We start from the raw sequence: 24,925 nt of genomic DNA, 5'->3' as shown, positions 1-24,925 counted from the left end.
CGATGCTGAACGCCAATGAAATCGCCGCCGCGGCGCTGAGCCTCGACGAGGCCGAACGGACGCGCCGCCAGACGGGGCTGATGTCGCTCAGGCATCCTCAGATGACGATGGATGACGCTTATTCCATCCAGGGCGCCTGGGTGAAGCACAAGATCGCCGCCGGTCGAAAGGTGATCGGCTGGAAGATCGGCCTGACCTCCAAGGCGATGCAATACGCGCTGAATATCGACATCCCGGATTCAGGCGTGCTGTTCGACGACATGATGTTCGCCGATGGCGACAGCGTGCCGAAGGACCGCTTCATCCAGCCGCGGATCGAGGCCGAGATCGCCTTCGTGATGAAGGCGCCGCTGAAGGGCCCCAATATCGGGATCTTCGACGTGCTCAATGCCACCGACTACATCACTCCGGCGCTCGAGATCCTCGATACCCGCATTCTGCGCGTCGATCCGCAGAGCGGGAAGGCCCGCACTATCGTCGACACGATCGCCGACAATGCCGCCAATGCCGGCATCGTCGTCGGGGGCCGTGCCATGCGGCCGGACCAAGTCGATCTTCGCTGGGTCGGCGCCATCGTCTCGCGCAACGGCCAGGTCGAGGAGACAGGGCTCGGAGCTGGCGTGCTGAACCATCCCGCCCGTGGCGTCGCCTGGCTTGCGAACCGGCTCGCCGCCTATGGCGACCATATCGAGGCCGGCCAGATCGTCCTGGCGGGCTCCTTCATTCGCCCGGTGGAAGCGCGGCATGGCGACACCATCACCGGCGATTACGGCCCGCTGGGCAGCGTCAGCTGCTTCTTCGAATAGGCAGACGCCTGTCGCTCCCTCTGCCCTAAGGGCAAGGGGCGGCGTCCCCGGAGGGCGGCCACGGCCCCCGCGGCGCCGTGTCGCGCCGGCGCCGGCTTGCGGCGTTCGGCTCCAGTGGTGGAGTGCTGGCGGGGGCGCCGCACCGCATGCGTTCGGCAGGGGAGCCGTCGGCTCTCCATGCAGCCCCGGTCATGGCGACGGCAGCCCCGGCGCGTAGTCAAGCATCTGACAAACCAGATCAAATCGGAATGGGAATGCAATCTCTTCGGCTCCCCGCTCCGATATAATTAACTTGATAATTAACTTGTTATGTGAGATCGGGGTCCGGTTTTCGGAGCGGCCCCGATCGCGATGACCGCTCCGTAGGAATTGCTGGGAGAATTGGAATGCTCGGATATCTGCGCAACAAATGGACCCTCGCTGCCGGCTGCATGCTGGCTGCCGTGACAGTGGCTTCGGCCCAGAGCGGCGACACGCAGAAGACGATCAAGGCGCGCGGGCTGCTCAATTGCGGCGTGTCCAGCGGCGTGCAGACCGGCATGAGCACGCTCGACAGCGCAGCGAAATGGAATGGCTTCGAGGTCGATTTCTGCCGTGCCGTCGCCGCCGCCGTGCTGGGCGATGCCGAGAAGATCAAGTTCGTGCCGCTCGAGATCAAGACGGCGTTCGCCACGCTCCAGTCGGGCGGCATCGATCTGCTGGCGCGCACCGCCACGCATACCTTTGTTCGCGATATCGAGCTGAACGTCGCCTGGCCCGGCGCCTATCTCTATGACAGCCAGGGCTTCCTGGCGAAGAAGTCGCTCGGCGTCAAAAGCGCCAAGGAGCTCGATGGCGCGTCGATCTGCGTCTCCGCTGGTTCCAATTACGAGCTGAACCTCGCCGACTATTTCCGCAAGAACGGCCTGAAGTTCACCCCGGTCGCCGCCAATTCGCGCGACCAGAACGAGAAGAACCTCGAAACCGGGCGTTGCGACGTCTATGCGAATGTTCTGAGCGCCCTGGCCGGAGCCGTGTCGAAGCTCGGCAAGCCGGATGACTGGGTCGTGCTGCCCGAGTTGATCTCGATGGAGCCGATCGGCCCGGTCGTGCGCAAGGACGATAGCCGCTTCCGGGATATCGTCGGCTGGACGCTCAATGCGCTGATCGCCGCCGAGGAGCTGGAGATCACCCAGGCCAATGTCGAGAAGCTGAAGGCGAGTTCGACCTCGCCGGAGGTCCAGCGCCTGCTCGGCGTGACCGGTGATTTCGGCGTCAAGCTCGGGCTCGGCAATGACTGGGCGCTCAACGCGATCAAGGCCGTCGGCAATTACGGCGAGATGTTCGAGCGCAATCTCGGCAACAAGAGCCCGATCAAGCTCGAGCGCGGCCTCAACAACCTTTGGAACAACAAGGGCCTGATGTCGTCGCCGCTGCTCCGCTGAGCGAAAGGCGCGAGGCCGGCGCCAGCCGCCGGCCTCGATCTCCCCACACGCAGACAAGCCGGACAATGACCACCACACCTGCCGTTCGATCATCTCAGCGTACTGCGCTGCCGGGACGCCGCCGCGTCATGGGCTGGGTCTTCCAGGCGCTGCTCGTGGTCGCGCTGGCCTGGGTGGCCCATGTCGCCATCGGCAACCTCTACGACAATCTCGCGGCCCGCGGCCTCAAGCTCGGGTTCGACTTCCTGTGGCAGGAGGCGGGCTTCGAGATCGCGTTCCACCTGATCCCGTATACGTCGAGCGACAATTACTGGCGGGTCTTCCTCGTTGGCATCACCAACACGCTGCTGGTGACGGCGATCGCCATCGTGCTCTCGACGATCCTGGGCTTCGCCATCGGCATCGCGCAGCTCTCCGGCAACTGGGCCGTGTCGCGCGCCGCTCGCATCTATGTCGAGCTCGTCCGCAACCTGCCGCAGCTCCTCCATATCCTGATCTGGTACAATGTCGCGCTCCGGGCCTTCCCCGCTCCGCGCGTCGCCGTCGGTATCGGCGACATGGTCTATCTCTCGAACCGCGGCGTCTTCCTGCCGGCGCTGACAAGCGATCGCCCGGGGCTCCTGGTCATCGCCATCCTCATTGCAGTCGTTGCGGCGCTCGCCCTGTTCCGCAGCCTGACCTCCTATGCCGAGCGCACGGGGCGTTCGGTGAACGCCTGGTTGCCGTCGCTGGCGGTGCTCGTGCTCCTGCCGGTCCTCACTGTCGCGCTGACAGGCACGCAGGTCTCGGTCTCCGTGCCGCAGCTCAAAGGGTTCAATTTCATCGGCGGCTGGGCCCTGGTGCCGGAGCTGACGGCACTCGTCTTCGCCATGGCGATCTACAACGCTGCCTTCATCGGCGAGCTGGTACGCGCCAGCATCGAGTCCGTGAGCAAGGGCCAGCGCGAAGCCGCGGCCGCGCTCGGCTTCGGCTGGTGGTGGACCTTGCGCTTCATCGTGATCCCGCAGGCGGTGCGCGTCCTGCTGCCGCCCCTGTCGAACCAGTATCTCAATATCCTCAAGGGCTCCTCGCTCGCGGTGGCGATCGGCTATCCCGATCTCGTCGGCGTCTTCACCGGCATCAGCATCAACCAGACCGGCCGCGCCATCGAGATCGTCGGCATGACCATGGCCGTCTATCTCGCGATCAGCCTGCTGATCGGCGCGCTGATCAACCTGTTCAACCACATGACCAGGATCGTCGAACGGTGACCGAAGCCGCCCTCATCTCCGATACGCCGCGCCGCCCGGCCGCCCATGCCGGTGCGCCGGCCCGGATCGCGCTCTGGCTGCGCCGGCGCATCTTCGCCTCCTGGCGCGACGCGTTGCTGTCGCTCGCGGTCGCCCTCATCCTCGGGGCGATCGCCTGGACCATCCTGCCCTGGGCGCTGTTCAAGGCGACCTGGACCGCTGCAAGCCGGGCCGATTGCGTGCCGGGCGGTGCCTGCTGGGGCTTCGTTGCAGCCAAGGCCTCGCAGTTCATCTACGGCTTCTACCCTCCGCTGGAACGTTGGCGCCCGGATACCGTCTTTGCCCTGCTGATCGCCGGGCTGACCTGGCTGATGGTGCCCCGCATTCCGGGGAAGGGCTATGCCGGCCTGTTCATGATGGTGGTCCTGCCGGTCGTCACCTTCGTCCTGCTGCATGGCGGGGTCGCCGGGTTGCCGGTGGTGCCCAGCGACAAATGGGGCGGGCTCCTGCTCACGCTGATCCTTGCCGTCTCCGGCATCAGCTTCTCCTTGCCCTTCGGCGCGCTCTTCGCGCTCGGGCGGCGCAGCCAGATGCCGCTGGTCCGCTGGTTCTGCATCGGCTTCATCGAATTCTGCCGCGGCGTGCCCTTCATCACGGTGCTGTTCATGGCCATCGTGATGCTGCCCTTCTTCCTGCCTTCCGGCATGAAGCCTGATCCGCTCGCGCTCGCCGTGGTCGGCATCATCTTCTACGAGGCTGCCTACATGGCCGAGGTGGTGCGCGGAGGCCTGCAGGCGCTGCCGAAGGGGCAGTACGAGGCGGCCATGGCGCTCGGCTTCGGCTACTGGCGCACGATGCTCTACATCATCCTGCCCCAGGCGATCCGGAAGGTCGTGCCCGGCATCGTCAACACCACCATCTCGCTGCTCAAGAACACGACGCTGGTGATGGTCGTCGGATTGTTCGACCTGCTCAACATCGTCTCCGCCGGCGTCGCGGACCCGCTCTGGGTCGGCTCGCAGGCCGAGGGTTACTTCGTCGTCGGGCTGGTCTTCTGGCTCATGAGCTTTGGGCTGTCCTGCTACAGCCGCGCCATCGAGGGCGGCTTCGCACGGGCCGACCGGGCCTGACCGCATTGGGTATTGCAATCATGGAAAATCCCATCATCCGGCTCGAGAACGTCGATAAATGGTTCTCGCAGTTCCATGTCCTGCGCGGCATTGACCTTGCGGTGAAGCAGGGCGAACGCATCGTGGTCTGCGGCCCGTCGGGCTCGGGCAAGTCGACGATGATCCGCTGCATCAACGGCCTCGAGCACTATGAGGGTGGCAGGATCACGGTCGGCGGCGAGACCGTGTCTCAGGGCGACGACAATATCGAGAAGATCCGGCAGCGCGTCGGCATGGTCTTCCAGTCGTTCAACCTGTTCCCGCATCTGTCGATCCTCGACAACCTGACGCTCGGCCCGATCAAGCTCAGGCGCCTGCCGCGCGCCGCGGCGGAAGCCCAGGCCATGGAGCTGCTCGAACGCGTCCATATCGGCCAGCAGGCCCGCAAGTTCCCGAACCAGCTCTCGGGCGGCCAGCAGCAGCGCGTCGCTATCGCCCGGGCGCTCGCCATGGAACCGGACGTCATGCTCTTCGACGAGCCGACCTCGGCGCTCGATCCCGAGATGGTCAAGGAGGTCCTGGACGTGATGATCGAGCTCGCCGGCACCGGCATGACGATGATCTGCGTCACCCATGAAATGGGTTTTGCGCGCGCCGTGGCTGACCGGGTCGTCTTCATGGATAACGGCGCCATCGCCGAAGTCGGGACGCCGGACGCCTTCTTCTCTGCGCCGCGAACCGAGCGCGCCCGCCAGTTCATCCAGCAGGTCATTCACTAACCGGCCGGCCCAGCCGCAGCCATCATTCCAGTCCGGAGCCTGAACCCCGTGAGCACGACGCCTTCCGCCGCTTATCCCTATCGCCTGCGCATCCCCGGGCCGATCTCGATCCCCGAGCGCGTGCGCAGTGCCACCGCGCTGCCGATCGTCAACCATCGCGGCGCGCAGATGCGTGTCGTGCTGGGCGAGATCCAGCGCCTGATCAAGCCGCTCTTCGGCACGCAGGCGCCGGTGCTGGTCTTCGGCAGCTCCGGAACCGGCGTGATGGAGGCGAGCCTCGTCAATATTCTCGCTCCCGGCGAGAAAGTGCTGGCGCTGGTCCACGGCCAGTTCAGCGAGCGCTATGCCCAGATCGCGCGGGCACTGGGCGCGCAGGTCGACGTCATCGAGAGCGAATGGGGGCATGCGCCGACCCCGGCGCGGGTCGCCGCCGAGCTCGACAAGGCCGAGTACCGCGCCGTGATCGCTGTCCATAACGAGAGCTCGACCGGTGCGGTGACCGATCTTGCCGGCATCGGCGCGCTCCTGCGCGAGCGCGAGACGCTGTTCCTCGTCGACTCGATCAGCGGGCTCGGCGGCATGGAGCTGCGCCAGGACGAGTGGGGCGTCGACATCGTCGTCACCGGCTCGCAGAAGGCGCTGATGTGCCCGCCCGGCCTCGGCCTCGCCAGCGTCAGCGACAAGGCCCGCAAGGTCATCGAGCGCACCGACCGCTGCCCGCGCTTCTACTGGGACATGCGCAAGGCGCTGGCCGTCGTCGACAACCAGGAGACCGCCTTCACCTGCCCGGTCTCGTTGCTCTTTGGCCTGCACGAGGCGCTGAAGATGATTCACGAGGAGGGGCTGCCGCAGGTCTTCGCGCGGCACGAGCGGCTCTCGGGCGCGCTCCGCGCCGGCTGTGTCGCGCTTGGCCTGCCGGCTTTCGGCGATCCTGCCGTGGCCTCCCAGACCGTTGTCGTCGCGTCGGTGCCCGAGCCCCTGACGGGCGGGGCGATCGTCAAGCACCTCAACGAGACCTACAACACGATGATCGCCGGTGCGCGCAACCGGCTGAGCGGCAGGGTCATCCGCATCGGCACGATGGGCCAGATCAGCGAAGCCGATATCCTGACCGACCTGCATTTTCTCGAACGCACGCTTGTTGCGCTCGGTCACCCCGTCCCCTCAGTCGGTGCCGGCATCACTGCCGCCGCTGCCGCCCTCCGCTAATCCAGCAACGGATCGTATCCATGCCTCATATCTGGGTCGAGTATTCGACCAATCTCGAAGCCAGCGTCGACGTGCCCGCGCTGCTGAAGACCGTGCAGGATGCCCTGATCGGCGACGGCAGCATCTTCCCCTTCGCCGGGGCGCGCACGCGCGGCGTGCCCGTCGCGAACTATCTCATCGTCGACGGTCACCCCGATAACGCGTTCGTGCATGTCCTGCTGCGGATCGCGGCCGGGCGCTCCGAGGCCGACCGCAAGACGGCGGGCAGCCGGGTGTTCGAGGCGGTGAAGGCGCTGCTCGCCCCGGTCAGCGCGTCGCGGCCCCTCGGCATTTCCGTGCAGATGGAAGAGGCCGATGAGACGGTCAATTTCAAGACGAGCAATTACCGCGAGTATTTGAAGCAGCGCGGTATTCCAGAGAAGATGTCGGCCTGAAAAGGGCGACTCGGCAGGCCGGAAAATGGGGCTGGCCAGGCCATTCCTGGCAGCGGGGGGATTGATGAGCGACCGGACGCCAGCCGAGGGCCTGGACCTGCCTGCCGAAACCGGGCAGCCGGCAGCGCGCGTGCGCCTGCGCCATTTCTCCAAATCCCTGCCGATGTCCCTGCTGCGGGCCCGGGAAGCGGTGATGCGCCATTTCCGTGCCAGCCTTCGGCATTTCGGCATGACGGAGCAGCAGTGGCGCGTTCTGCGCGCCCTGACGGCCGTGAACACGATCGAGGTGACGGCGCTGGCGGAGGACACGTTCCTGCTCGCGCCCAGTCTTTCGCGCATCCTGAAGGACCTCGACGAACGCGGCCTCATCCTGCGGCGCACCTCGCAGGCCGATCTGCGCCGGGGGCTCGTCTCGATCTCGCCGCTGGGTCTTGAGCTGATCGAGCGGGCCGGCGTCGAGTCCGAGGCGATCTATCGCGAGATCACGGGACGTTACGGCAGCGAGCGTCTTGCCGAATTGCAAAGCCTGCTTCGGCAGCTCGAAGATTGCCTGGATGGCCTGGACAGCGGCGGATCCCATGGATCAAACCGCCGACCGGGATAAGCCCGGAGAGGCGCGCTCCCGGCGGGGATGTGTGGGTTCACCTATTTGCCTTTGAACTGCCGGTGGTCCGCCAATACGCGCTCGATCACCTGCCATGATTTGTCCGCATCGCGCTGGTTGCGATCGTGGCCGGCAACCGTGATGAGCGCCTTCCACAGGGCCCAGCCGCGGGCGCGGGCCCAGGTGTCGTCGTCGAGGGAAAGCGCGGCACGGAACATGTCGCGGCTCGCTCCGGTAAACTCCGTCCACGCGATCGTGAGGTCGCAGGCCGGGTCGCCGACGCCCGAACTCCCGAAGTCGATCACAGCAACGAGCTTGCCATTCCTCATGAGCAGGTTGCCAAGGGCGATATCGCCATGGACCCAGACAGGCGCGCCGCGCCACTGCGAACCGAGCGCGGCGGCCCATACGCTCTCGGCCGCAGCGATGTCGGTGCGGCAGCCAAGCGCAGAAAGCGCGGACCGGGTCTCGGCATCGTAGACCGCCAGGCTGCCGCCCCGATGAAAGTTATGCTGCCCCGCCGCCGGCCCGCCAGTCGCGTCGATGCGCTGAAGTGCGACGAGAAAGTCCGCAAGCGAATGGGCCAAGTGTGTGAGATCGGCAATCGGATTGGTCGCGGCTGGCTCGCCGTCAAGCCAGCGATAGACGGACCATGGCCACGGGTAGGCCTCCGCTGGAGCGCCCAGGGCAATTGGCACGGGGATCGGCAATGGGAGGTGAGGCGTCAGCTTTGGCAGCCAGCGGTGCTCCTTCTCGACCTGAGGCGCATAGGCAGCCGCACTCGGCAGGCGGACCGACATCTGATCGCCCAGACGAAAGGTACGATTGTCCCAGCCGCCCGGCTCGATCGGCTCGATGGGCAGGTCAGCCCATGCGGGGAATTGTGCGGCGATCAATCGTCGAACAAGTCCGGCACCGATCGGGACACAGAGATCATGGTCCTGCTGCGCCATGGCTCTTGCTTACCGTCTGCACCGGGGGCTTTCCAGTCAGCCACGACGGTACAAACGCCTGCAAGGAGAGGGGGCGGGAGCAAACCTGTTTCAGCCAGGCTTGCCGGCTTCGACAGTGAGTTCGACGGCTCCGATGCCGTCCAACGCGAAAGTGTAGGTTTCCGTCTCGGTCGGAAAGCGGGTGGTGACCAGGCTGCCGGTCATGACCACATCGCCGGCACGTAGCGTCCGGCCCTTGGCAGCGAGCGCGTTCGCCAGCCAGGCCAGCGGCGAGAAGGGGTGGCCGAGCACGTCCCGTCCGTGGCCGCGGTCGATCTCGACGCCATTGCGGTGGACCACGCCGGTGACCGCATCCAGCGCGGGCCATGCGCTGCGGAATTCGGAGAGGACGATGCCGCCGTTCCAGGAATTGTCGGCGACGAGCGAGAGCACGTCGAGCTCGGCATAGTCGGCGGCGCGGTCGTCGACGATTTCGATCGCGGCGCAGACGCCGCCGACATGGGCAGCGATCGTCTCGGGCGTGAAAGCAGGGCCGCCGACGGGAAGATCGTTCGCCAGGCGCACGGCGATCTCGAATTCGAGACCGATCCGCCCATAGCCGGAGATTGCGACCTTCGCGCCGGAATGGTGCAGCCGGTCGGCCAGGACGACCCCGGCGATCGGCTGGTCGATGCCGCACATCGTCTGCATGCGCTGCGAGGTCAGGCCGATCTTGTAGCCGATCCCGTCACCGAACCGGGTTTGCAGCAGCGAGACATAGCGGTCCTGCACCCTGTAGGCGTCCTCGAGCGAAGCGATGCCGCTCGCCGCCGCGAAGGGGCGGAAGCGCACCTGTTCCTCGTGCTCGCGCATCAAGCGCTGCGCCAATCCATTCTCATCGATCATCTCGTTCTCCCCCAGGCCGGTGCTTCTTCGAGCCCCGGCGTCAAATTCAAAATTCTTCGCCACGGCCACGCTAGGTCGCCGCCACGATCTCGGCAAAGCGCCGCACCGCCGGCGGAATGCGCTCGGGCGCGGTATTGCCGAAGCCGAAGATGAACCCCGTCGCCTCCTGGCTCTGCAGCCGGTAGCGGGACAGGGCCGGCACATCGATGCCGCGCTGCCGGGCCGCATCGGTGATCGCGCGGTCGTCGAGCGGGCCGCGCGCATGGGCGGTCAGATGCAACCCCGCCGTCACCTCGGGAATGACCAGCCGATCGCTGAGCGCCTCACGCAGGGCTCCGACGAGGATGGCCGCCCGCTCGCGATACAGAAGCCGCATCCGCCTGACATGCCGGGCCAGCACGCCCCGGCCCATGATATCGGCCACCATCTGCTGCAGCGGCGGCGGCAAATAGCAGGAGAAGACCAGCTTGGCCCGGTAGAACAGCTCGACCAGATCGGGAGGCAGGACCAGATAGGTCAGGCCGAGCGACGGGGAGAAAATCCGGTTGATGTTGCCGATGAAGATGACGCGCTGGTCGGTATCGAGCGACAGCAGGGAAGCCAGGGGCTGGCGGTTGATGCCGATCGGGCTGCTGTAATCATATTCGATCACCCAGGCGTCCCGTGCGCGGGCCCAGGCCAGCAGCGAAAGCCGGCGCGCCATCGGCATCGTCGAGCCGTAGGGAAACTGATTGGTCGGCGAGGCGATCACCATCCGGGCGGTCTCAGTCTCCGCGCTGAAGCGATCGACGCAGAGCCCGTCATGATCGACCGCATGCGGCAGGACGCGGGCACCATTCGCCACGAGCGCGGCGACCCGGGTCGGATAGCCCGGATCCTCGACGATGACGCCGTCGCCTGGGTCGAGCAGCAGCTGGGCGAGAAGGATGAAGGCCTGTGTAGTGCTGGCGACGACCGCGATCTGCTCGGCCGCGCAGGGCACGCCCTCGTATTCGCCGAGATATTTGGCGATCTGCTGACGCAGGGCCGGGAGCCCGAGGCGCTCGCTGAAGCTGAACTGGGGCCAGGGCTCAGAGCCCCAGTATTCGGCGGTGCTGCGGCGGATGTCGCTGAACGGCAATTCGTCGAGCGCCGGGAGCAGGGGGCTGAGATCGTAGCCGAGCTCACGCTCGCTCGGGAGCGGCAGGCCCATCAGCGCGCTGCCACGCCTTGCCAGGATGCGCGGCTGCCGCGGCGGCCCGGCCGGGGCCGGGGCGTCCAGGCGGCGGTGCAGATCCTCCGGCAGGTCGGTCTCGATATAGGTCCCAGCGCCGGTGCGGCCATGCGCATAGCCCTCGTTCTTCAGGCGGGCATAGGCGAGCACGATCGTCGAGCGGGAGACATCGAGTTCGTCCGAGAGCTTTCGCTGCGGTGGCAGCCGTGCTCCGCGGGGGATGGCGCCGGCCACGACCATCGCACGGAGCTGCCCCGCGATCTGGTCGTAGAGCGGTTCCGGCCCGTCCCGCTCCAGCGCCAGCGCATTCCAGAACGGATAGTTGAAGGCCGAATTCATGTCCCGTTGCACCCTTCGCGAGGCCGAAAGCGTGCGCGTCGCCACCTCACCCTTCACGGGGCGAATTGAGCCGCCCGCAGGGGGCAGGGTCAAGCCGCTCGGCGTAATTGGTCTGTACCGTTTGGAAGAATTGGTACTTGAGGCGGCCAGGGGCCGCCGATACCGTCCCTGCCAATCGAGGTCGGACAGAGCCGATCCAGCAGTGCAAAGGGGAGGATCACGTGTCTCGACCGGAGGCGAAGACCGTCCTCACCGCGGACGTCATCCACAAGAGCTATGGCGACTTTCCCGTTCTCAAGGGTGTCAGCCTCGCGGCCCGCGAACGGGACGTGATCTGCATGATCGGCGCCAGCGGTTCGGGCAAAAGCACCTTCCTGCGCTGCATCAATCTGCTGGAGACCCCGGAATCCGGCACGATCTCCTTCGAGGGCGAGGAGATCAAGCTCCAGCGCAGCGGAGACCGCCCGCCGGTCCTGAACGCCAGGCAGATCAGCCGAATCCGCAGCCGGATGGGCATGGTGTTCCAGAGCTTCAACCTGTGGAGCCACCTGACCGTGCTCGAGAACGTCACGATCGCGCCGATCAAGGTGCTGGGCGTTGCGAAGGCCGAGGCGATCGAACGCGCCGAGGCGCTGCTGGCGAAGGTCGGGCTGTTCGACAAGCGCTATCATTACCCCGCTCATATTTCCGGCGGCCAGCAGCAGCGCTGCGCCATCGCCCGCGCCCTGGCGATGGAGCCCAAGCTGCTGCTCTTCGACGAGCCGACCTCGGCGCTCGACCCCGAGCTCGTCGGCGAGGTGCTGCGCGTCATGCGCGTTCTCGCGGAGGAGGGGCGGACCATGATCGTCGTGACCCATGAGATGGCGTTCGCCCGCGAGGTCTCGAACGAGGTGCTCTTCCTTCACGAAGGCAAGATCGAAGAGCGCAACAGTCCCGATCAGATCTTCGGCAACCCGACGTCGGAACGGTGCAGGCGCTTTCTGCAGCGCGTTCTTTGAGGAGAAGAACCATGAGAAAGACCGCTCTCGCCTTCCTGTCGGGCGCAGCGCTGCTGCTGTCTGGCCCAGCCTTCGCCCGCGAGGTGAAGATCGGCACCGACTGCACCAATCCACCCTTCAACTACCGCACCGCCAGCGGCGAACTGGCAGGTTTCGACGTCGATATCGCCCGTGAGATCGGCAAGCGCGAAGGGTTCGACCTCAAATTCGTCTGCCAGTCGCTCGATGGCGCGCTCCCGGCCCTGACGGCGCGCAAATTCGATCTCATCCTCGCCAGTCTCTCGATCACCGAAGCGCGCCAGAAGAGCATCGATTTCAGCATCCCCTACCGCTCGTCGACCGGTCGGTTCGTCGGCCCGAAATCGTCCACGCTCGCGCCCGTCACCGCCGAGGGGCAGCCCAATCCCAAGGCGCTCGACGGCAAGGTCGTGGGGCTGATCCGCTCCAGCACCTATGACCGCTATTTCACGGAGCTGTTCCCCGGCGTCCAGATCTCGCGCTACGAGAACTACGAGACCCTGCTGCTCGACCTCGTCTCCGGCCGCGTCGACCTGATCATGGCCGGGCCGATCAAGATGGAGGGCTTCTTCGACGACGCCCAGGGCAAGAACTTCAAGTATATCGGCCCCGAGCTCGAGAACATCAAGTATTTCGGGCCCGGTGTCGGCGTCGGACTGCGCAAGAACGAGCCTGAACTGCTCGACAAGGTCAATAATGCGCTGAAGGGCATGTTCGCCGACGGGACCTTCAAGGCGATCAACCAGAAATACTGGAAGTTCACGGTGCTCCCGAGCGTCTGGACCCAATGACCCTCTCCGGGCGGCGCCTGCCGCTGCCCGGCACAGCCCGCGCGGCTGAAACGGCCCCGCGTGACCTTCGCCCCGACAGGACCGATTCATGACGGCAGACCTCTTCCAGGGCTGGGGAACGCAGCTCTTCTGGGGCACGATGGTCACGCTCCAGGTTGCGTTCCTGTCGCTGTTGGCGGGCCTCGCGATCGGCTTGGCGGTTGCGCTCGCCAAGCTCTCCTCGTCACGGTTCCTGCGCGCGGCGGGTGATTTCTACACGACCTGCGTGCGCGGCACGCCCGAACTGCTCATCATCCTGCTGGTCTATTTCGGCAGCACGGTTGCGCTCTCGGCGATGCTGCGCTGGATCGCGGGACCGGAGATCTATGTCGAGATCCCGGCCATGGCGGCCGGCGTGTTCGCGCTCAGCCTCGTCTTCGGTGCTTACGCGGCCGAGATCTTCCGGGGCGCCTTTCTCGCCATTCCGCCGGGGCAGATCGAGGCGGCGAAGGCCTTCGGCATGTCGCCGCTGACGCTGTTCATCCATATCCGCATGCCGCTGATGTGGCGCTATGCCCTGCCGAGCCTCGGCAATATCTGGATCTCGCTGATCAAGAACACGTCGCTGATCTCGGTCGTCGGCCTCGAGGAGCTGATGCGCGTCAGCTATCTCGCCACCTCTGTGACGCGCAGCCCGTTCCATTTCTACCTGCTCGCGGCGGTCATCTATCTCACGCTGACCATCATCAATTCCCTCGCCATCGAATGGCTCGAGACCCGCGCGAACCGCGGCGTGCGGAGGGTCTGATCATGGACATCTCGCTTATGATCGAGAGCATCCCGCGCCTGCTCGAAGGCGCGGTCGTCACCCTGCAGCTTCTGCTGCTGACCGAGATCATCGGCTTCGTGCTCGCCCTGCCGCTCGGCATTCTCTACGCGAATGGCAGCAGGGGCGTACGGGCGCCGATCTATTGCTTCGTCTATTTCTTTCGCGGCACGCCGCTGCTGGTCCAGATCTTCATCGTCTATTACGGGCTCGCGCAGTTCGAGTTCGTGCGCGAGAGCTTTCTCTGGCCGTATCTGCGCAAGCCCTTCATCTGTGCCCTGCTGGCCTGTGCCCTGCATTCCGCCGCCTATACCGCGAATATCCTGCGCGGCGCGATCCAGGCGGTGCCAGCCGGCGAGGTCGAGGCGGCGCGCGCCTGCGGCATGTCGGCCTTCCAGGTCCAGCGGCTGATCGTGCTGCCGATCGCGCTGCGGCTGATGCTGCCGGCCTATAGCAACCAGGCTATCGGCATGTTGAAGGGCACCTCGCTCGCAAGCACGATCACGCTGATGGAGCTGACCGGCGTGGCCAATACCATCGTGGCCGATACGTTCTCACCCTATGAGATCTTCATCATGGCTGCGTTGATCTATCTCTCGATCACGCTCGTCATCACGCGTTGCTTCAAATTCGCCGAATACAGCCTCAGCAAGCACCAGCGCCCGCTCAAGAGCAGCGTAGCGATCCCCGGACAGGTCAGACATGCCGACTAGCGATATCAGGAATTTCATCGCCTTCGCCCAGGAGCTGGTCGAGGCGAGCGGCGAGATCATCCGCGAGGCGGCAAGGCACAACAACGCCTTCATCTCCAAGGGCGACGACAGCCCCGTCACCGAGATCGACCGGCGCGCCGAGACCGAGATCCGCCGCCGCATCGAAGCGGCCTATCCCGGCCATGGCATCCTCGGCGAGGAGTTCGGTTCGCAGGGAATGGACGAGGATTTCGTCTGGGTCGTCGACCCGATCGACGGGACCAAGGCCTTCGTCGCCGGCATCCCGGTCTTCGGCACGCTCGTCGCGCTCACCCATCGTGGCGTCCCGATCCTCGGTGTCATCGACCAGCCGATGACGCGGGAACGCTGGGTCGGCGCGGAGGGCTTTCCGACGACGCTGAACGGCGCGCGCGTCACGACCTCGGGCCGGCGCGTCCTGTCGGAAGCGGTGATGTCGACGAGCAATATCGAACTCTATGACGCGGACAGCCTGCCGACCTTCAAGGCCCTCCGATCCTCCGTCCATTGGTGCGTCTATGGCGGCAGTTGCTATTCCTATGGACGGCTAGCCTCCGGGGCGATCGACATCGCCATCGACCGCTTCGAGAATCCGCATGACTACCTCGCCCATGTCGCCGTGATCACCCATGCCGGCGGCGTCATGACGGATTGGGACGGCGCGCCGCTGACGATCCGCTCGGGCGGGCATTGCCTGGCCGCGGCAAACCCCGCCCTGCACGCTGCCGCGCTGGGCAGGATCGCGCCCGCGCACCGAACCTTGCCGGCAGCCTGACGCGGCGAGCGATGCCGCATTCCAAACCGGTGTTCGGCCAGGGCTCACGCAGCCGCGCCGGGCGCAGCACTCACAATCCCCAGTCGAGATTTTGCCATGCATGACCGCAACCGTTCCAGGAGCCATATCGTCGAGTGCATGAAGGAGGCTGCCCGGATCGGCGGCGCATCGCTCGCCGGGAATTTTGCCCGCCTCGCCGCCCTGCCGATCCTGGAGAAGGGACCGTCGGATTTCGTCTCTGCCGCGGATATCGAATCCGAGCGGCTGATCATCGCGCATCTCGGGGACACGCTGCCCGATATCGCGGTGCTCGGCGAAGAGAGCGGCGCATCCCCAGGCGCCAGTGACGGTCGCAGGATCGTCATCGATCCCCTCGACGGCACCAACAACTTCCTGCACGGCATCCCGCAGTTTTCCGTGTCGCTCGCCCTGATGGAGGGCGACGAGGTGACAGCGGGCGTCACCTATCATCCGCTTAGCCACGACATGTTCTGGGCCGCGAAAGGAGAGGGCGCCTTTCTCGGCGACCAGCGCCTCACGGGCTCGAAGCGCAACTCGCTCGCCCATGCCGTCGTCGGCACCTGTTTCCCCTATCATGGCAAGGGCGACACGGAGAAAGCCGCGCGTGAAATGGCAGCGATCATGCCGCAGGTTTCAGGGATCAGGAGTCCGGGCTCCGCCGCCCTCGAGATCGCCTATGTCGCGGAAGGGCGCTTCGACGGGTTCTGGACCTCGGGCGCCAAGCTCGATCTCTGGGACCTTGCTGCGGGCGTGATCATCGCCCGCGAAGCCGGCTGCATCGCGACGGAAATCGATGGCGAGGGCGACCCGCTGCACTGCCGCAGCCTTGTCGTCGCCCCACGCCAGTTTCACAGCCTCTTCATCGACATCTTCCGGACCGCTTCTGCCTCAACCGCCGCTTGCCAGGCCCGCCCGCGATAGCGCGCTTGGCGCAGTCCTTGGGGCTCAGAACTCGATCGACGCACCGATGATCGGCCCGTGCTGGGTGACCTTCCACTGGAAGCCGCCATCCCGGTAGTCCTGGTGCAGGACGCGGTAGCCGGCGCGAACCATGGTCTTGTAGCCCGCCAGCGTGGTGCGGTAGCCGAGAAGCGCCTGGCCATTGAGGCTCAGCCGCGAGCCGGCGCCGAAACCGCCGACATCGCCTTCCATGAAGAGATTCCAGCGGTCGGTCAGGTCGAGATTCAGCCTCGCCCCCACGAAGGGGTCGAGCCAGCTCTCGCTGTCGGAGACATGCAGCCCGGCGATCCGGATGCGGCCCGTCAGGCGCGTCCAGCGGGCGCCCGCCGTCGGTTCCAGTGCAAAGACGCGGGGTGCGCCGAACACGGTATTGCCGCCGAGTTCGGACTGATGGACGCGGTAGAAGACGCCGGCGCTGACCAGATAGGACTTCATGCCGGTGCCGATGTTGAGGGAGGCGATCTTTTCGTCGCTGGAGACATCGACATACTCGCCATTGACATAGGCGCCGAAGGCGCCGCGGCGGATCTCGAGATTGCCCATCAGCCCGAGGTCGAGATTCTTCAGCGTGTCGCGGAACGAGACGTCGACATGCCGATGAATCCCGAGCACGGCGGCGTCCCCGTTGAGCGAGGCGGCCCAGAGATAGGGGCTGAGGGTGACCGACCAGTCGCTCTGGGCGAGGGGGGGCCTGCCTGCGCGGTGCGGACAGGGGTGAGATCGGCTGCCGCAGCAGGCGCCGCCGCCGCAAGGAGGGCGGCCGCGCCGATCATGGCTCTGGTCCGGCGGGAGCGATGCCGCTTGCCGGATGTCGCTGACGTCATGGTGCTATGGCCCCCCGGCCCTGGCGATATCGATGAGATGCGGATGAAGGATGTGCGCCGCGGCAAGGCGGCCGGACGGCCATGGCCGCCGGCGCCTGCCTGGACGCGATCACTGATCAGGGTTTGGCGAAGGGCAGGGCGGGAGGCGTCATCGCCGGCACCAGCGCCGCGCTGACGATCGTCTTGGCGTCGAGGTCGAAGCTCTTCAGGTCGATGCCGCGCAGGACCGGGTCCTCATAGGTCTTGACGTAGTAGACCCGGTTCACGAGGTCGGCCACCGTCGACCATTGCGTGTATTCCAGCGGCTCCTTGGGCTTGTCTCCCTGGCCCTTGTCTCCCTGGCCCTTGTTGTCCTTGCCCTTGTCTTGCAGCCTGATCCAGCCCTTCGGGATATCGAAATTATTGACGATATGCTCTGCCAGCCGGACGCTTTCCGGGACGCTCGGCTTGCGTTCGACGGACATCGTATAGCCGAGCGCCCGCAGGAAACGCGATGGCGGCGTCGGATCTCCGGGAATGCCGAGCATGCCCGAGCCCTGGCCGAGCGGCGCGAAGGACTGCTCGCCGACCTTCAGCGGCGGCGCGTTGACCGGCGACAGCTTCACATAATTCCGCAGATTGGTGAGGTGCCAGTCGAAGGATGGCGAGTTGGTCATCACGCCGAGCGGGTTGTCATAGACCTTGAGCTTGCCATCGACCGGCTCGATCACCAGCGAGGCCCCGGAGGCATCGTGCAAGGTGTAATGCACTGGCGGCGCGATCTTCATCGCCTCCTGCACGACATGGATGACGGCGACGTCGCCGATCGCCGCCTTGACCTCGGCGACCGTCGCGAAACTGGTCAGAGCCCAGGTGAGCAGGTCCCAGGGCGCGAGGGATTTGGCCGGGTCGGTCTTCGCCGGGTCGGCATAGCCGGCATAATCCGGGAAATAGAGAATGCCGCCGGAAAGGCCCTTCTCGTTCATGCCGTCGACAAGGGCCGAGACGCCGAGCGCATTGAGCCCGACGGCCGCATATTTGCCGGTCCAGCTCATCGCCGGTTTTCCGCCAGGCCCGGTCGAGGCCAGCTTGTAGTTGCGCGGGATCACCATCGCGCGCGATTCGAGCTCGAAGCCGAACTCCATGGTGCGGCCATAGACGGCGCCGTCATCGGTCGTCCGGATCAGGAAACTCGTGCAGGCGAGCACGGACTGGGGTGTCGCCAGCATCGCCGCGACCAGCGTGGCGATAGCGGCGCGCTTGGCGTGGCGCCATGGGGACGATGCACGAAGACGCATGGGTCCTCCTCTCGGGTTCGTTTGGTTCAGGGGAGGGCTCACCAGCTCATGCGGAAGCCAGCGCGTCCGCTGAGCTCGTGGCTGTCGGCGAACTGGGCGAGGCTCGTCCTGACGGAGGCCTCGCCATAGAGCGAGTAGCGGCCCCAATCATATTTCGCGCCTAGGCCGACCCCGCCCCAGAGCCGCTCCTCGGCGCTGGTGAAGCGTGTGCCGGCGACACTGGCGGTGGTGCCGTCGAGGAACTCGTAGGAGAGGTTGGCGATGCCGTAGAGCGTGGTGCTGACGAGCTGTCCGGCGCTGTCGCGCCAGCTGCTGCGGTAGTCCGCGGCGAGCCCGAGGCGGCCCTTCAGGCTGTCGCCGTCCCCGAGCGAGACGCGGGCGCCGAACGGATCGGTAAAGCTGTCGGCGGTGACCCTGGAATAGATCAGCTGCGCCTGCGGGGTCAGCGACCAGGCGCCGTTCAGCGCGATCCGCTGGCCGAGCTCCAGGCCGAAGGCATAGCCCAACCCGCCCGTGCCGTCGGCGAGCCGGCGCCCGAGCGTCGTCGAGCTGAGATCGCTGTCGAACCAGCTCGCCTGGGCCTGGGCATCGGCATAGAGCCCGCTCTCGCCATACCAGGTCAGCGTGCCGCCAAAGCCGGTGCCGCTGGTCGCGATCTTGCCGCGGCCGAAGACCGAGGCGATATCGGCCGTGGCCCCGCCGTGATGCGCGGTCAGGCCGCCGACCAGCGTGCCGGCGCCATTGGCCAGAAGCTGCCCTTCGAGCCCGGCCTGGAGGCGCCAGCTATCGATCTCGTAGGAGGTGCCGCTGATCGAGAGCCTGGGCGTGATCCGGCTATGGGCGCCCTCGATCCGGGCCCAGATCGCCCGGCTCTCGGGCGTGCCTGCCGGGGCTGTACCGTCGCTGTGCATGCGGTCGCCGACGCGCTGGCGCAGCGTCGGCAGGCCGTTCAGGCTTTGCAGCACCTGGCCATAGGCCTCGTAGACCGGCACGCCGGGCTGCAGGATCGGCACGGTGCGCGCCGGGCTGCCGACTGGAGCCGCCGCGGCTGCCGGCGGGACATAGGCCGAGCGCAGATACCAATCGCCGTCGTTGGGCGTGCTGACGCCGTTCTGCTGCAGCGTATAGGCATAGGCGCCTGCAATCAGGGCGGGCTGCCCCTGGAAGGCATAGTCGCCATTGGCGAGGGTGAAGCTGCCATTCGAGGCGCCGCCGACATCGACGATCTTGATGCCCTCGACGGTAGGTGCGCCAGTCCCGCCCTGGTTTAGCACGTTGACCAGCGTCGACCCGGCGCTGCTGCCGGTGATGATCAGCCGGTCGGAAGGCGAGGCATCGCCGCCGAGCACCGTCTCGATCTCGAGCCTGCCGCCATTGCCGAGATAATTGCCGTTGATCGTCAGCGTGCCGATCGAATTGCCGGGCGCGATGGTCCCACCGGCCGCGTTGGTCGTGGAGCCGACCGTGCCGATGCCTTGCAACCGGCCGCCCCGCACCGCGAGCGTGCCGCCAAGGGCGCCGTTCACAGACAGTGTGCCGGCCTGCACCGTGGTCACGCCGGTGAAGGTCGAGTAGTCCCCGTTCAGGCGCGTGGTGCCGGAGCCGGTCTGGTTGATGGTGCCATTGCCGGTGAATGGCAGCTCGAAGACGTAATTGCTGTTGTTGTGGTTGAAATTCAGCGCGCTCGTGCCGCCTGCGAAGACGATGGAGGCGACATCGAGCGTGCCGGCGGCCGCAGCCGGTCCGCCGACCGCACCGCCGATATTGATCGTCCCACCCTTGTTGATGGTCAGAACGCGTGAAGGCGCGACTGCGACAAAGCCAAAGGTGCCGCCGTCGGCAACGGTGATGGCGCCGGTTCCGTTGGTGCCGAAGGTCAGGCTGTTGACGCGATGCTCTGAACCGGCGCCGGAGATCAGGATATTGGCGGTCTTGCCGGCGAGATGGCCGATCGACAGGTTGCCGTTCTGCATCACGCCGCCATCGAGGATCCTGAGCGATACATTGCCGAAATAGCCGTGGGAGCTTTGCCAGCGCGATCCGGCGCCGGAGATCAGGATCGTCGCGCTTCCCGAACCGGCGCCGGAAATGGCGGCCCCCATGGCAAGCTGCCCGGCATGGACGATCGTGCCGCCGCCGATGACGTTGTAGGTGGCGTCGCCATGTTGCGAATTGATGGCCGACCCCCCGTTGAACACCGAGCCGGCCCCGATGACGTTGAGCGTCGCCTTGGTGCCGGCAAGCTGCGCTACGCCGACGGCTCCAACCGTCTCGCGGAACGTACCGCCGTTCTCGAGCGTCATCGTGACGCCGGCCGCCGAGCCGATGAGGCCGCCATTGGCGGACGTCGTGAGGCTCGACCCCGCTCCGCTGATCGTCAGGCTGGCATTGGCGCCGCTCAAGGTGAGATTGCCGCTGGTTATCACGCTGCCGCTATTGCGGATCTGCAGTGCGCCCTCGGAGATCGTCATCTTCGCGAAGCTGCTCGCAGCCGTCAGGATCAGCGTGCCGTCACCCGCCTTGGTCACAGTGCCGGGGCCCGTGATAACTCCCGATTGCGTTGCGCTGGCCCCCGCGCCCACGGTCAGTGTCGAGGGAGCCGTGACGCCAATGCCGCGCATTTCTCCATCGGCATAGGTGTAGCTCTGGGCCTGCACCTGCGCCGACGCCAGGCAGGCGATCGCGAGCGACAACGCCGAGACGCCTGTGCTGAGCGTACGAGACCTGGATGAAGACGGGCGTCTCGTCGAAAGACGGGTCGAATCGATAGGCATAGGCCACTCCAGAACCGGAGGCCTCATCCCCCGGAGCGCGCTGCGATATGAGAGGCCATGCCGAAAGGTGCCGAAGGCGGCGCGCGCAGCCGAAAAGGCCGCGCAACATGCCCCCCAGCAGTGCCGCCGCGCTGCCAGGATCGCATATTCGCGAGCGCCCGCCTGTAGCGCTGCGTCTCATTTGTGATGACGCTGCGTCTCAATCGTCCGGACGTCGTCTCGTCCTGGGACGGCCTATGCCCCTGCGTCGGCGGCATTGGTTCCACCAGGCAAATCACCCTAGGAGTGATGGCGCAGGTTCCGAACGTGCGGGGCAAGTTCCGATCTTGGCGGGGGAGAGCGAGCGATGCGGCAGGCCCGGGGGGCGACTGCTCCGGTGGCGGCGGAAGAGCTCGTCCTGTCGACCGACATGGTCGAGCCTGACCTGCGCAGCGATCTCTGGCGCGAGATCTCCCGCCCGTTCTTCGAGACGACTGCGCATCCCGACGATAGCGCGGCCGGGCTCGAGGGCTCGATCCGCTCGCGGGCGCTTGGCGCGCTGCTGATCGGCCCGACCAGCTTCAACCAGCAGCAATACAGCCGGGACCGGCGCAGCATCCTGCAGGGCGGACTGGATCAGTATTTCGTCCAGCTCTTCGTCGCCGGCACGCTTGAGGCCGATTGCGAGGGGGAGGCGATATCGGTCGGCCCCGGCGATATCTGCGTCTTCGATCTCGCCCGGACCTTCAGGAGCAGAGTCCGGGCCGGCTCCACGCTGTCGCTGGTCCTGCCGCGGGAGCGGGTCGACCGGGTGGCGGGCGGCCGCAACCTGCATGGCCTGGTGCTCAGGGCCGGGGCTCCGGTCACGCGCCTTCTGAGCGATTTCATCGTCAGCCTGTCCCATGTCTCGCCCGCGATGAGCGACGACGACCTGCGGGCGATCGAGGAATCGGCGATCTTCCTCATCGCCTCGGGCCTCGCACGTCACGCGCCGGGGATAGCTCTTGAGGACCCGGCGCTCGGAAACATCCTGCGTCAGCGCATCCTGGCGTTCATCGAGGCCAATCTCTCGGATCCTGGCCTCAACCCGGCCGTGCTGACCTCCCGCTTCCGGGTTTCGCGCGCGCATCTCTACCGGATGTTTGCCGGCGATGGCGGTGTCGCCACGATCATCCGCGAGAAGCGGCTCGACGCGTCGTTTCGCGAGCTGGCCAGCCCCGCCGGGCCATCACGCTCGATCACGCAGATCGCGCATGAACAGGGCTTCTCCAACAGCGCCCAGTTTCACCGTGCCTTCCGCGCGCGCTTCGGAATGGCCCCGGGTGAAGCCCGTGACGCGGCAGCCGCACGCCCCTTCGCCGACCAGCGCCTCCAGCATGTGCAGGTGCATTTCGATAGATATGCGCAGCAGCTCGGGGCGGGCTCCCTGCCGAAATGATCTCTCACTTCCCCCCGTGAATCATCCGCCAGATCGCCTGTGGCGTCGCCGGCATGTCGACATGCCGCACGCCATAGGGCGAGAGCGCATCGACGAGCGCGTTCATCACCGAGGGCAGCGAGCCCGCGCAGCCGGCTTCGCCGCAGCCCTTCGCGCCGACGGGATTGGTCGCGGTCGGGCTGCCCTGGCTGGCGAATGAGAAGAAGGGCAGGTCCGCTGCGCGCGGCATCGCATAGTCCATATAGGACCCCGTCATGAGCTGGCCGGCCTCGTCATAGGCGGTCATCTCGTAGAGGGCCTGGCCGATGCCCTGCGCGACGCCGCCATGCAGCTGCCCCGCGACGATCAACGGGTTCACGATCGTGCCGAAATCATTGACCATGACATAGCTGACCACCGCGACCTCTCCGGTCTCAGGATCGATCTCGACCTCGGCGACATGACAGCCATTGGGATAGGCCGATGGCGCCGACTTGAAGACATGGTCGACATCCAGGCTCTGGGGCAGTTCCTTGGGCAGGTCGGGGGTCATGCGCACCCGTTCCGCGAGCTCCATGATACCGATCGAGCGGTCGGTCCCGGCGATCGTGAACCGGCCACGGCCAAATTCGAGATCGGGGACGCCGGCTTCCAGAAAATGGGCGGCCAGGAGCTTGCCCTTCTCGATGACGCGATCGCCCGCTTCCATGATGGCCGAGCCGCTCGCCATGATCGATTTGGAGCCGCCGGTGCCGCCGCCGGCGATCAGCCGGTCGCTGTCGCCCTGGACGAGTCGGATCTTGTCGAAGGGCACGCCGAGCTTGCTCGTCAGCACCTGGGCGAAGGGCGTCCAGTGGCCCTGTCCGTAATCGAGCGTGCCGGTGACGATGGTCACGCTGCCATCGGCTTCGAAATGGAGGCCGGCCATTTCATTGCTCGGCGGCGCGGTGACCTCGAGATAGCAGCCGATGCCGCGGCCGCGGAGCTTGCCGGCCTTCCGGCTCTGACGCTGCCGCGCCCCGTAGCCCTTCCAGTCGGCCGCCTTGAGCGCTTCTGCGAACAGGGCCGGGAAATCGCCGCTGTCATACAGCGTCCCGACCGGCGTCGCCCAGGGCAGTTGCTGCGGAGCGACGAGGTTGCGCCGCCGCAGGACGGTCTTGTCGATCCCCATTTCCACGGCGGCCGCATCGATCAGCCGCTCCATGAAGTAATTGCCTTCGGGGCGCCCGGCGCCGCGATAGGCGCCGATCGGTGCCGTGTTGGTGACGACGCATTTGGTCTGCACCTCGACGAGCGGCGTGCGGTACATGCCGATGCTGTTCTTGCCGATATTCGTCGTCGCCATCATCGGCCCGACAGGCGAGAGATAGCCGCCCATATTGCCGATGCCGCTGAAGCGCGTCGCCAGGAACCGGCCGCGCGCGTCGAGCGCCAGCTCGGCCTCGAAGACCATGTCGCGGCCATGATAGTCCGAGACGAAACTCTCGGAGCGCTGATCGGTCCATTTCACCGGCTTCTTCAGCAGGCGGGCCGCGTGCAGCAGCACGACATACTCGGGGAAGACCGAGGATTTCATCCCGAAGGAGCCGCCGACATGGCCGGTGAGCAGCCGCATCCGTTCCGCCGGCACGCCCATTGCTGCGGCCAGGTTGTTGCGCATCCCGAACGCGCCCTGGCTCGGCGCATGCAGCGTGTAGCGGCCGGTCTTGCGGTCATAGGTTCCGACCGCCGCACGCGGCTCGATCGGGTTCACCACGATGCGGCTGTTGACGATGCGCAGCTTCGTGACATGGGCGGCGCTGGCAAAAGCGGCCGCGACCTTGCCGGCATCGCCGAAATGATAGTCGAGGACCACATTGCCGGGGACGTCGTCATAGAGTTGCGGCGCGTCCGGCTTGAGGGCATCCTCGCTGGCCGTGACCGCGGGCAGGATCTCGATATCGAGCAGCACGGCCTCGGCCGCATCGCGCGCCTGGACGGCCGTGCGAGCCACGACCATCGCGATGGGATCGCCGACAAAGCGGACCTTGTCGGTCGCCAGGGCGTTGCGGGCGGGCTTCCTGATCGGGCTGCCGTCCCGATTGGGATGCTCGACAACGCATTTCAGCAAGCCGTAGCCTTGGCCCGCGAGATCCTCCCCCCGATAGATCGCGACGACGCCCTTCATGGCTTCGGCCTGCGAGATATCGATGCCGCGCAGGACGCCATGCGCGTGCGGGCTGCGGACGAAGGCCGCGTAGAGCTGCCCCTCCAGCGAGACATCATCGGTATAGCGGCCCTCGCCGCGCACGAGCACGGGGTCCTCGTTGCGCGGGACGGGCTGGCCGACCTCGAATGGCATCGTCGAAAGCTCCGCTGAGGGCGTGTGCTTGTTCATCAGGAGGCACCGTGAGTAACGTGCGAGCCGACCGGCAGGCAACGTCGCTAGACTGACCCAAAATGGCGGCGCCTGTCCTGCAGATGTCGCATAGGCGCTATCCGCAGGCAGCGCAGGCTGCTCCCGGTTCAGTCCACAGGGAACCAGGGCGCCGCGGAAATGTCCCAGCCATTCCTGCCGCTCAAAGGTTTGGT

Annotated in this window: 22 protein-coding genes; 15 read left to right on the top strand and 7 right to left on the bottom strand. The window is 66.2% G+C overall.

All coding sequences use genetic code 11. The features are described 5' to 3' along the window. Positions 1 to 2: 2 nt before the first annotated feature. The 8 genes from hpaH to hpaR all read left to right on the top strand — a co-directional run bounded on the left by hpaH (position 3) and on the right by hpaR (position 7,594). The gene (hpaH, locus tag AB4118_RS04330) at positions 3 to 806 is read left to right on the top strand and encodes a 2-oxo-hept-4-ene-1,7-dioate hydratase (RefSeq protein WP_441488570.1); all 804 of its coding nucleotides are present in this window, start codon (positions 3 to 5) and stop codon (positions 804 to 806) included. A gap of 386 nt (positions 807 to 1,192) precedes the next feature. Next, a complete protein-coding gene (locus AB4118_RS04325) occupies positions 1,193 to 2,230 on the top strand; it encodes an amino acid ABC transporter substrate-binding protein (RefSeq protein ID WP_441488569.1) in 1,038 nt (345 codons plus the stop codon). 65 nt (positions 2,231 to 2,295) lie between these two features. Further along, the gene (locus AB4118_RS04320; RefSeq protein ID WP_441488568.1) at positions 2,296 to 3,480 is read left to right on the top strand and encodes an amino acid ABC transporter permease; all 1,185 of its coding nucleotides are present in this window, start codon (positions 2,296 to 2,298) and stop codon (positions 3,478 to 3,480) included. Then, positions 3,477 to 4,589, top strand: a complete 1,113-nt coding sequence (locus AB4118_RS04315) for an amino acid ABC transporter permease (protein ID WP_441488567.1) — start codon at positions 3,477 to 3,479, stop codon at positions 4,587 to 4,589. The genes AB4118_RS04320 and AB4118_RS04315 overlap by 4 nt, the downstream gene beginning before the upstream one ends. A 20-nt stretch (positions 4,590 to 4,609) precedes the next feature. Further along, positions 4,610 to 5,347 (top strand): amino acid ABC transporter ATP-binding protein, encoded by a 738-nt coding sequence (locus AB4118_RS04310; protein ID WP_441488566.1) that lies wholly within the window; start codon positions 4,610 to 4,612, stop codon positions 5,345 to 5,347. 48 nt (positions 5,348 to 5,395) lie between these two features. Beyond that, a complete protein-coding gene (locus AB4118_RS04305) occupies positions 5,396 to 6,556 on the top strand; it encodes a pyridoxal-phosphate-dependent aminotransferase family protein (RefSeq protein ID WP_441488565.1) in 1,161 nt (386 codons plus the stop codon). 20 nt (positions 6,557 to 6,576) lie between these two features. Continuing rightward, positions 6,577 to 6,990 carry a 5-carboxymethyl-2-hydroxymuconate Delta-isomerase gene (locus AB4118_RS04300; protein ID WP_441488564.1) on the top strand — a complete coding sequence of 138 codons (414 nt, stop codon included), beginning with the start codon at positions 6,577 to 6,579 and terminating at the stop codon, positions 6,988 to 6,990. A 64-nt stretch (positions 6,991 to 7,054) separates the two neighbouring features. Further along, positions 7,055 to 7,594, top strand: a complete 540-nt coding sequence (hpaR, locus tag AB4118_RS04295; protein WP_441488563.1) for a homoprotocatechuate degradation operon regulator HpaR — start codon at positions 7,055 to 7,057, stop codon at positions 7,592 to 7,594. A 41-nt stretch (positions 7,595 to 7,635) separates the two neighbouring features. On the opposite strand, the gene AB4118_RS04290 is transcribed toward hpaR, so the two are convergent. The 3 genes from AB4118_RS04290 to pdxR all read right to left on the bottom strand — a co-directional run bounded on the left by AB4118_RS04290 (position 7,636) and on the right by pdxR (position 10,984). Further along, positions 7,636 to 8,547, bottom strand: coding sequence for an aminoglycoside phosphotransferase family protein (locus AB4118_RS04290; RefSeq protein ID WP_441488562.1), 912 nt, complete (start codon positions 8,545 to 8,547; stop codon positions 7,636 to 7,638). A gap of 90 nt (positions 8,548 to 8,637) precedes the next feature. Further along, positions 8,638 to 9,432, bottom strand: a complete 795-nt coding sequence (locus tag AB4118_RS04285) for a 2-keto-4-pentenoate hydratase (RefSeq protein WP_441488561.1) — start codon at positions 9,430 to 9,432, stop codon at positions 8,638 to 8,640. A 70-nt stretch (positions 9,433 to 9,502) separates the two neighbouring features. Further along, positions 9,503 to 10,984: a MocR-like pyridoxine biosynthesis transcription factor PdxR gene (gene pdxR / locus AB4118_RS04280; RefSeq protein ID WP_441488560.1), complete on the bottom strand. Its 1,482-nt coding sequence runs from the start codon at positions 10,982 to 10,984 to the stop codon at positions 9,503 to 9,505. 221 nt (positions 10,985 to 11,205) lie between these two features. On the opposite strand from pdxR, the gene AB4118_RS04275 reads away from it, so the two are divergent. The 6 genes from AB4118_RS04275 to AB4118_RS04250 all read left to right on the top strand — a co-directional run bounded on the left by AB4118_RS04275 (position 11,206) and on the right by AB4118_RS04250 (position 16,044). Continuing rightward, complete coding sequence (locus AB4118_RS04275; RefSeq protein WP_113516391.1) at positions 11,206 to 11,982, top strand: ABC transporter ATP-binding protein; 777 nt, start codon at positions 11,206 to 11,208, stop codon at positions 11,980 to 11,982. A gap of 11 nt (positions 11,983 to 11,993) precedes the next feature. Next, positions 11,994 to 12,791, top strand: coding sequence for a transporter substrate-binding domain-containing protein (locus AB4118_RS04270; RefSeq protein WP_441488559.1), 798 nt, complete (start codon positions 11,994 to 11,996; stop codon positions 12,789 to 12,791). An 88-nt stretch (positions 12,792 to 12,879) separates the two neighbouring features. Beyond that, positions 12,880 to 13,578, top strand: coding sequence for an ABC transporter permease (locus AB4118_RS04265; RefSeq protein ID WP_441488558.1), 699 nt, complete (start codon positions 12,880 to 12,882; stop codon positions 13,576 to 13,578). A 2-nt stretch (positions 13,579 to 13,580) separates the two neighbouring features. Further along, the gene (locus AB4118_RS04260; protein WP_441488557.1) at positions 13,581 to 14,309 is read left to right on the top strand and encodes an ABC transporter permease; all 729 of its coding nucleotides are present in this window, start codon (positions 13,581 to 13,583) and stop codon (positions 14,307 to 14,309) included. Further along, the gene (locus tag AB4118_RS04255; RefSeq protein ID WP_441488556.1) at positions 14,299 to 15,102 is read left to right on the top strand and encodes an inositol monophosphatase family protein; all 804 of its coding nucleotides are present in this window, start codon (positions 14,299 to 14,301) and stop codon (positions 15,100 to 15,102) included. The genes AB4118_RS04260 and AB4118_RS04255 overlap by 11 nt, the downstream gene beginning before the upstream one ends. Before the next feature lie 96 nt (positions 15,103 to 15,198). Then, a complete protein-coding gene (locus AB4118_RS04250) occupies positions 15,199 to 16,044 on the top strand; it encodes an inositol monophosphatase family protein (protein ID WP_441488555.1) in 846 nt (281 codons plus the stop codon). A 24-nt stretch (positions 16,045 to 16,068) separates the two neighbouring features. On the opposite strand, the gene AB4118_RS04245 is transcribed toward AB4118_RS04250, so the two are convergent. The 3 genes from AB4118_RS04245 to AB4118_RS04235 all read right to left on the bottom strand — a co-directional run bounded on the left by AB4118_RS04245 (position 16,069) and on the right by AB4118_RS04235 (position 20,877). Further along, positions 16,069 to 16,695: a porin family protein gene (locus AB4118_RS04245; RefSeq protein WP_441488554.1), complete on the bottom strand. Its 627-nt coding sequence runs from the start codon at positions 16,693 to 16,695 to the stop codon at positions 16,069 to 16,071. Positions 16,696 to 17,023: 328 nt separating this feature from the next. Next, entirely contained in the window at positions 17,024 to 18,184 is a 1,161-nt protein-coding gene (locus AB4118_RS04240; RefSeq protein WP_441488553.1) for a linear amide C-N hydrolase, read from the bottom strand. Between the two features lie 38 nt (positions 18,185 to 18,222). Continuing rightward, positions 18,223 to 20,877, bottom strand: coding sequence for an autotransporter family protein (locus tag AB4118_RS04235; protein ID WP_441488552.1), 2,655 nt, complete (start codon positions 20,875 to 20,877; stop codon positions 18,223 to 18,225). 427 nt (positions 20,878 to 21,304) lie between these two features. Here AB4118_RS04235 and AB4118_RS04230 point away from each other — a divergent pair, with 427 nt between their 5' ends. Then, complete coding sequence (locus AB4118_RS04230; RefSeq protein ID WP_441488551.1) at positions 21,305 to 22,375, top strand: helix-turn-helix domain-containing protein; 1,071 nt, start codon at positions 21,305 to 21,307, stop codon at positions 22,373 to 22,375. 4 nt (positions 22,376 to 22,379) lie between these two features. Here AB4118_RS04230 and AB4118_RS04225 read toward each other — a convergent pair whose 3' ends face one another. Continuing rightward, on the bottom strand, positions 22,380 to 24,731 hold the full coding sequence (locus AB4118_RS04225) for a xanthine dehydrogenase family protein molybdopterin-binding subunit (protein WP_441488550.1): 2,352 nt from the start codon (positions 24,729 to 24,731) through the stop codon (positions 22,380 to 22,382). Positions 24,732 to 24,925 lie beyond the last annotated feature (194 nt).

Source organism: Allobosea sp. 2RAB26, assembly GCF_052115465.1.
GTDB lineage: Bacteria > Pseudomonadota > Alphaproteobacteria > Rhizobiales > Beijerinckiaceae > Allobosea.
The sequence above is the reverse complement of the archived record's forward strand: the minus strand, read 5'-3'. Positions and strand labels throughout refer to the sequence as shown.

Excerpts from the sequence above, each read along its gene's own strand:
- AB4118_RS04260 (WP_441488557.1), top strand. The coding sequence starts at position 13,581 with ATGGACATCTCGCTTATGATCGAGAGCATCCCGCGCCTGCTCGAAGGC.
- AB4118_RS04225 (WP_441488550.1), bottom strand. The coding sequence starts at position 24,731 with ATGAACAAGCACACGCCCTCAGCGGAGCTTTCGACGATGCCATTCGAG.
- hpaR (WP_441488563.1), top strand. The coding sequence starts at position 7,055 with ATGAGCGACCGGACGCCAGCCGAGGGCCTGGACCTGCCTGCCGAAACC.
- AB4118_RS04325 (WP_441488569.1), top strand. The coding sequence starts at position 1,193 with ATGCTCGGATATCTGCGCAACAAATGGACCCTCGCTGCCGGCTGCATG.
- AB4118_RS04255 (WP_441488556.1), top strand. The coding sequence starts at position 14,299 with ATGCCGACTAGCGATATCAGGAATTTCATCGCCTTCGCCCAGGAGCTG.
- AB4118_RS04300 (WP_441488564.1), top strand. The coding sequence starts at position 6,577 with ATGCCTCATATCTGGGTCGAGTATTCGACCAATCTCGAAGCCAGCGTC.
- AB4118_RS04310 (WP_441488566.1), top strand. The coding sequence starts at position 4,610 with ATGGAAAATCCCATCATCCGGCTCGAGAACGTCGATAAATGGTTCTCG.
- pdxR (WP_441488560.1), bottom strand. The coding sequence starts at position 10,984 with ATGAATTCGGCCTTCAACTATCCGTTCTGGAATGCGCTGGCGCTGGAG.
- AB4118_RS04320 (WP_441488568.1), top strand. The coding sequence starts at position 2,296 with ATGACCACCACACCTGCCGTTCGATCATCTCAGCGTACTGCGCTGCCG.
- AB4118_RS04230 (WP_441488551.1), top strand. The coding sequence starts at position 21,305 with ATGCGGCAGGCCCGGGGGGCGACTGCTCCGGTGGCGGCGGAAGAGCTC.
- AB4118_RS04250 (WP_441488555.1), top strand. The coding sequence starts at position 15,199 with ATGCATGACCGCAACCGTTCCAGGAGCCATATCGTCGAGTGCATGAAG.
- AB4118_RS04240 (WP_441488553.1), bottom strand. The coding sequence starts at position 18,184 with ATGCGTCTTCGTGCATCGTCCCCATGGCGCCACGCCAAGCGCGCCGCT.
- AB4118_RS04285 (WP_441488561.1), bottom strand. The coding sequence starts at position 9,432 with ATGATCGATGAGAATGGATTGGCGCAGCGCTTGATGCGCGAGCACGAG.
- hpaH (WP_441488570.1), top strand. The coding sequence starts at position 3 with ATGCTGAACGCCAATGAAATCGCCGCCGCGGCGCTGAGCCTCGACGAG.
- AB4118_RS04265 (WP_441488558.1), top strand. The coding sequence starts at position 12,880 with ATGACGGCAGACCTCTTCCAGGGCTGGGGAACGCAGCTCTTCTGGGGC.
- AB4118_RS04270 (WP_441488559.1), top strand. The coding sequence starts at position 11,994 with ATGAGAAAGACCGCTCTCGCCTTCCTGTCGGGCGCAGCGCTGCTGCTG.
- AB4118_RS04290 (WP_441488562.1), bottom strand. The coding sequence starts at position 8,547 with ATGGCGCAGCAGGACCATGATCTCTGTGTCCCGATCGGTGCCGGACTT.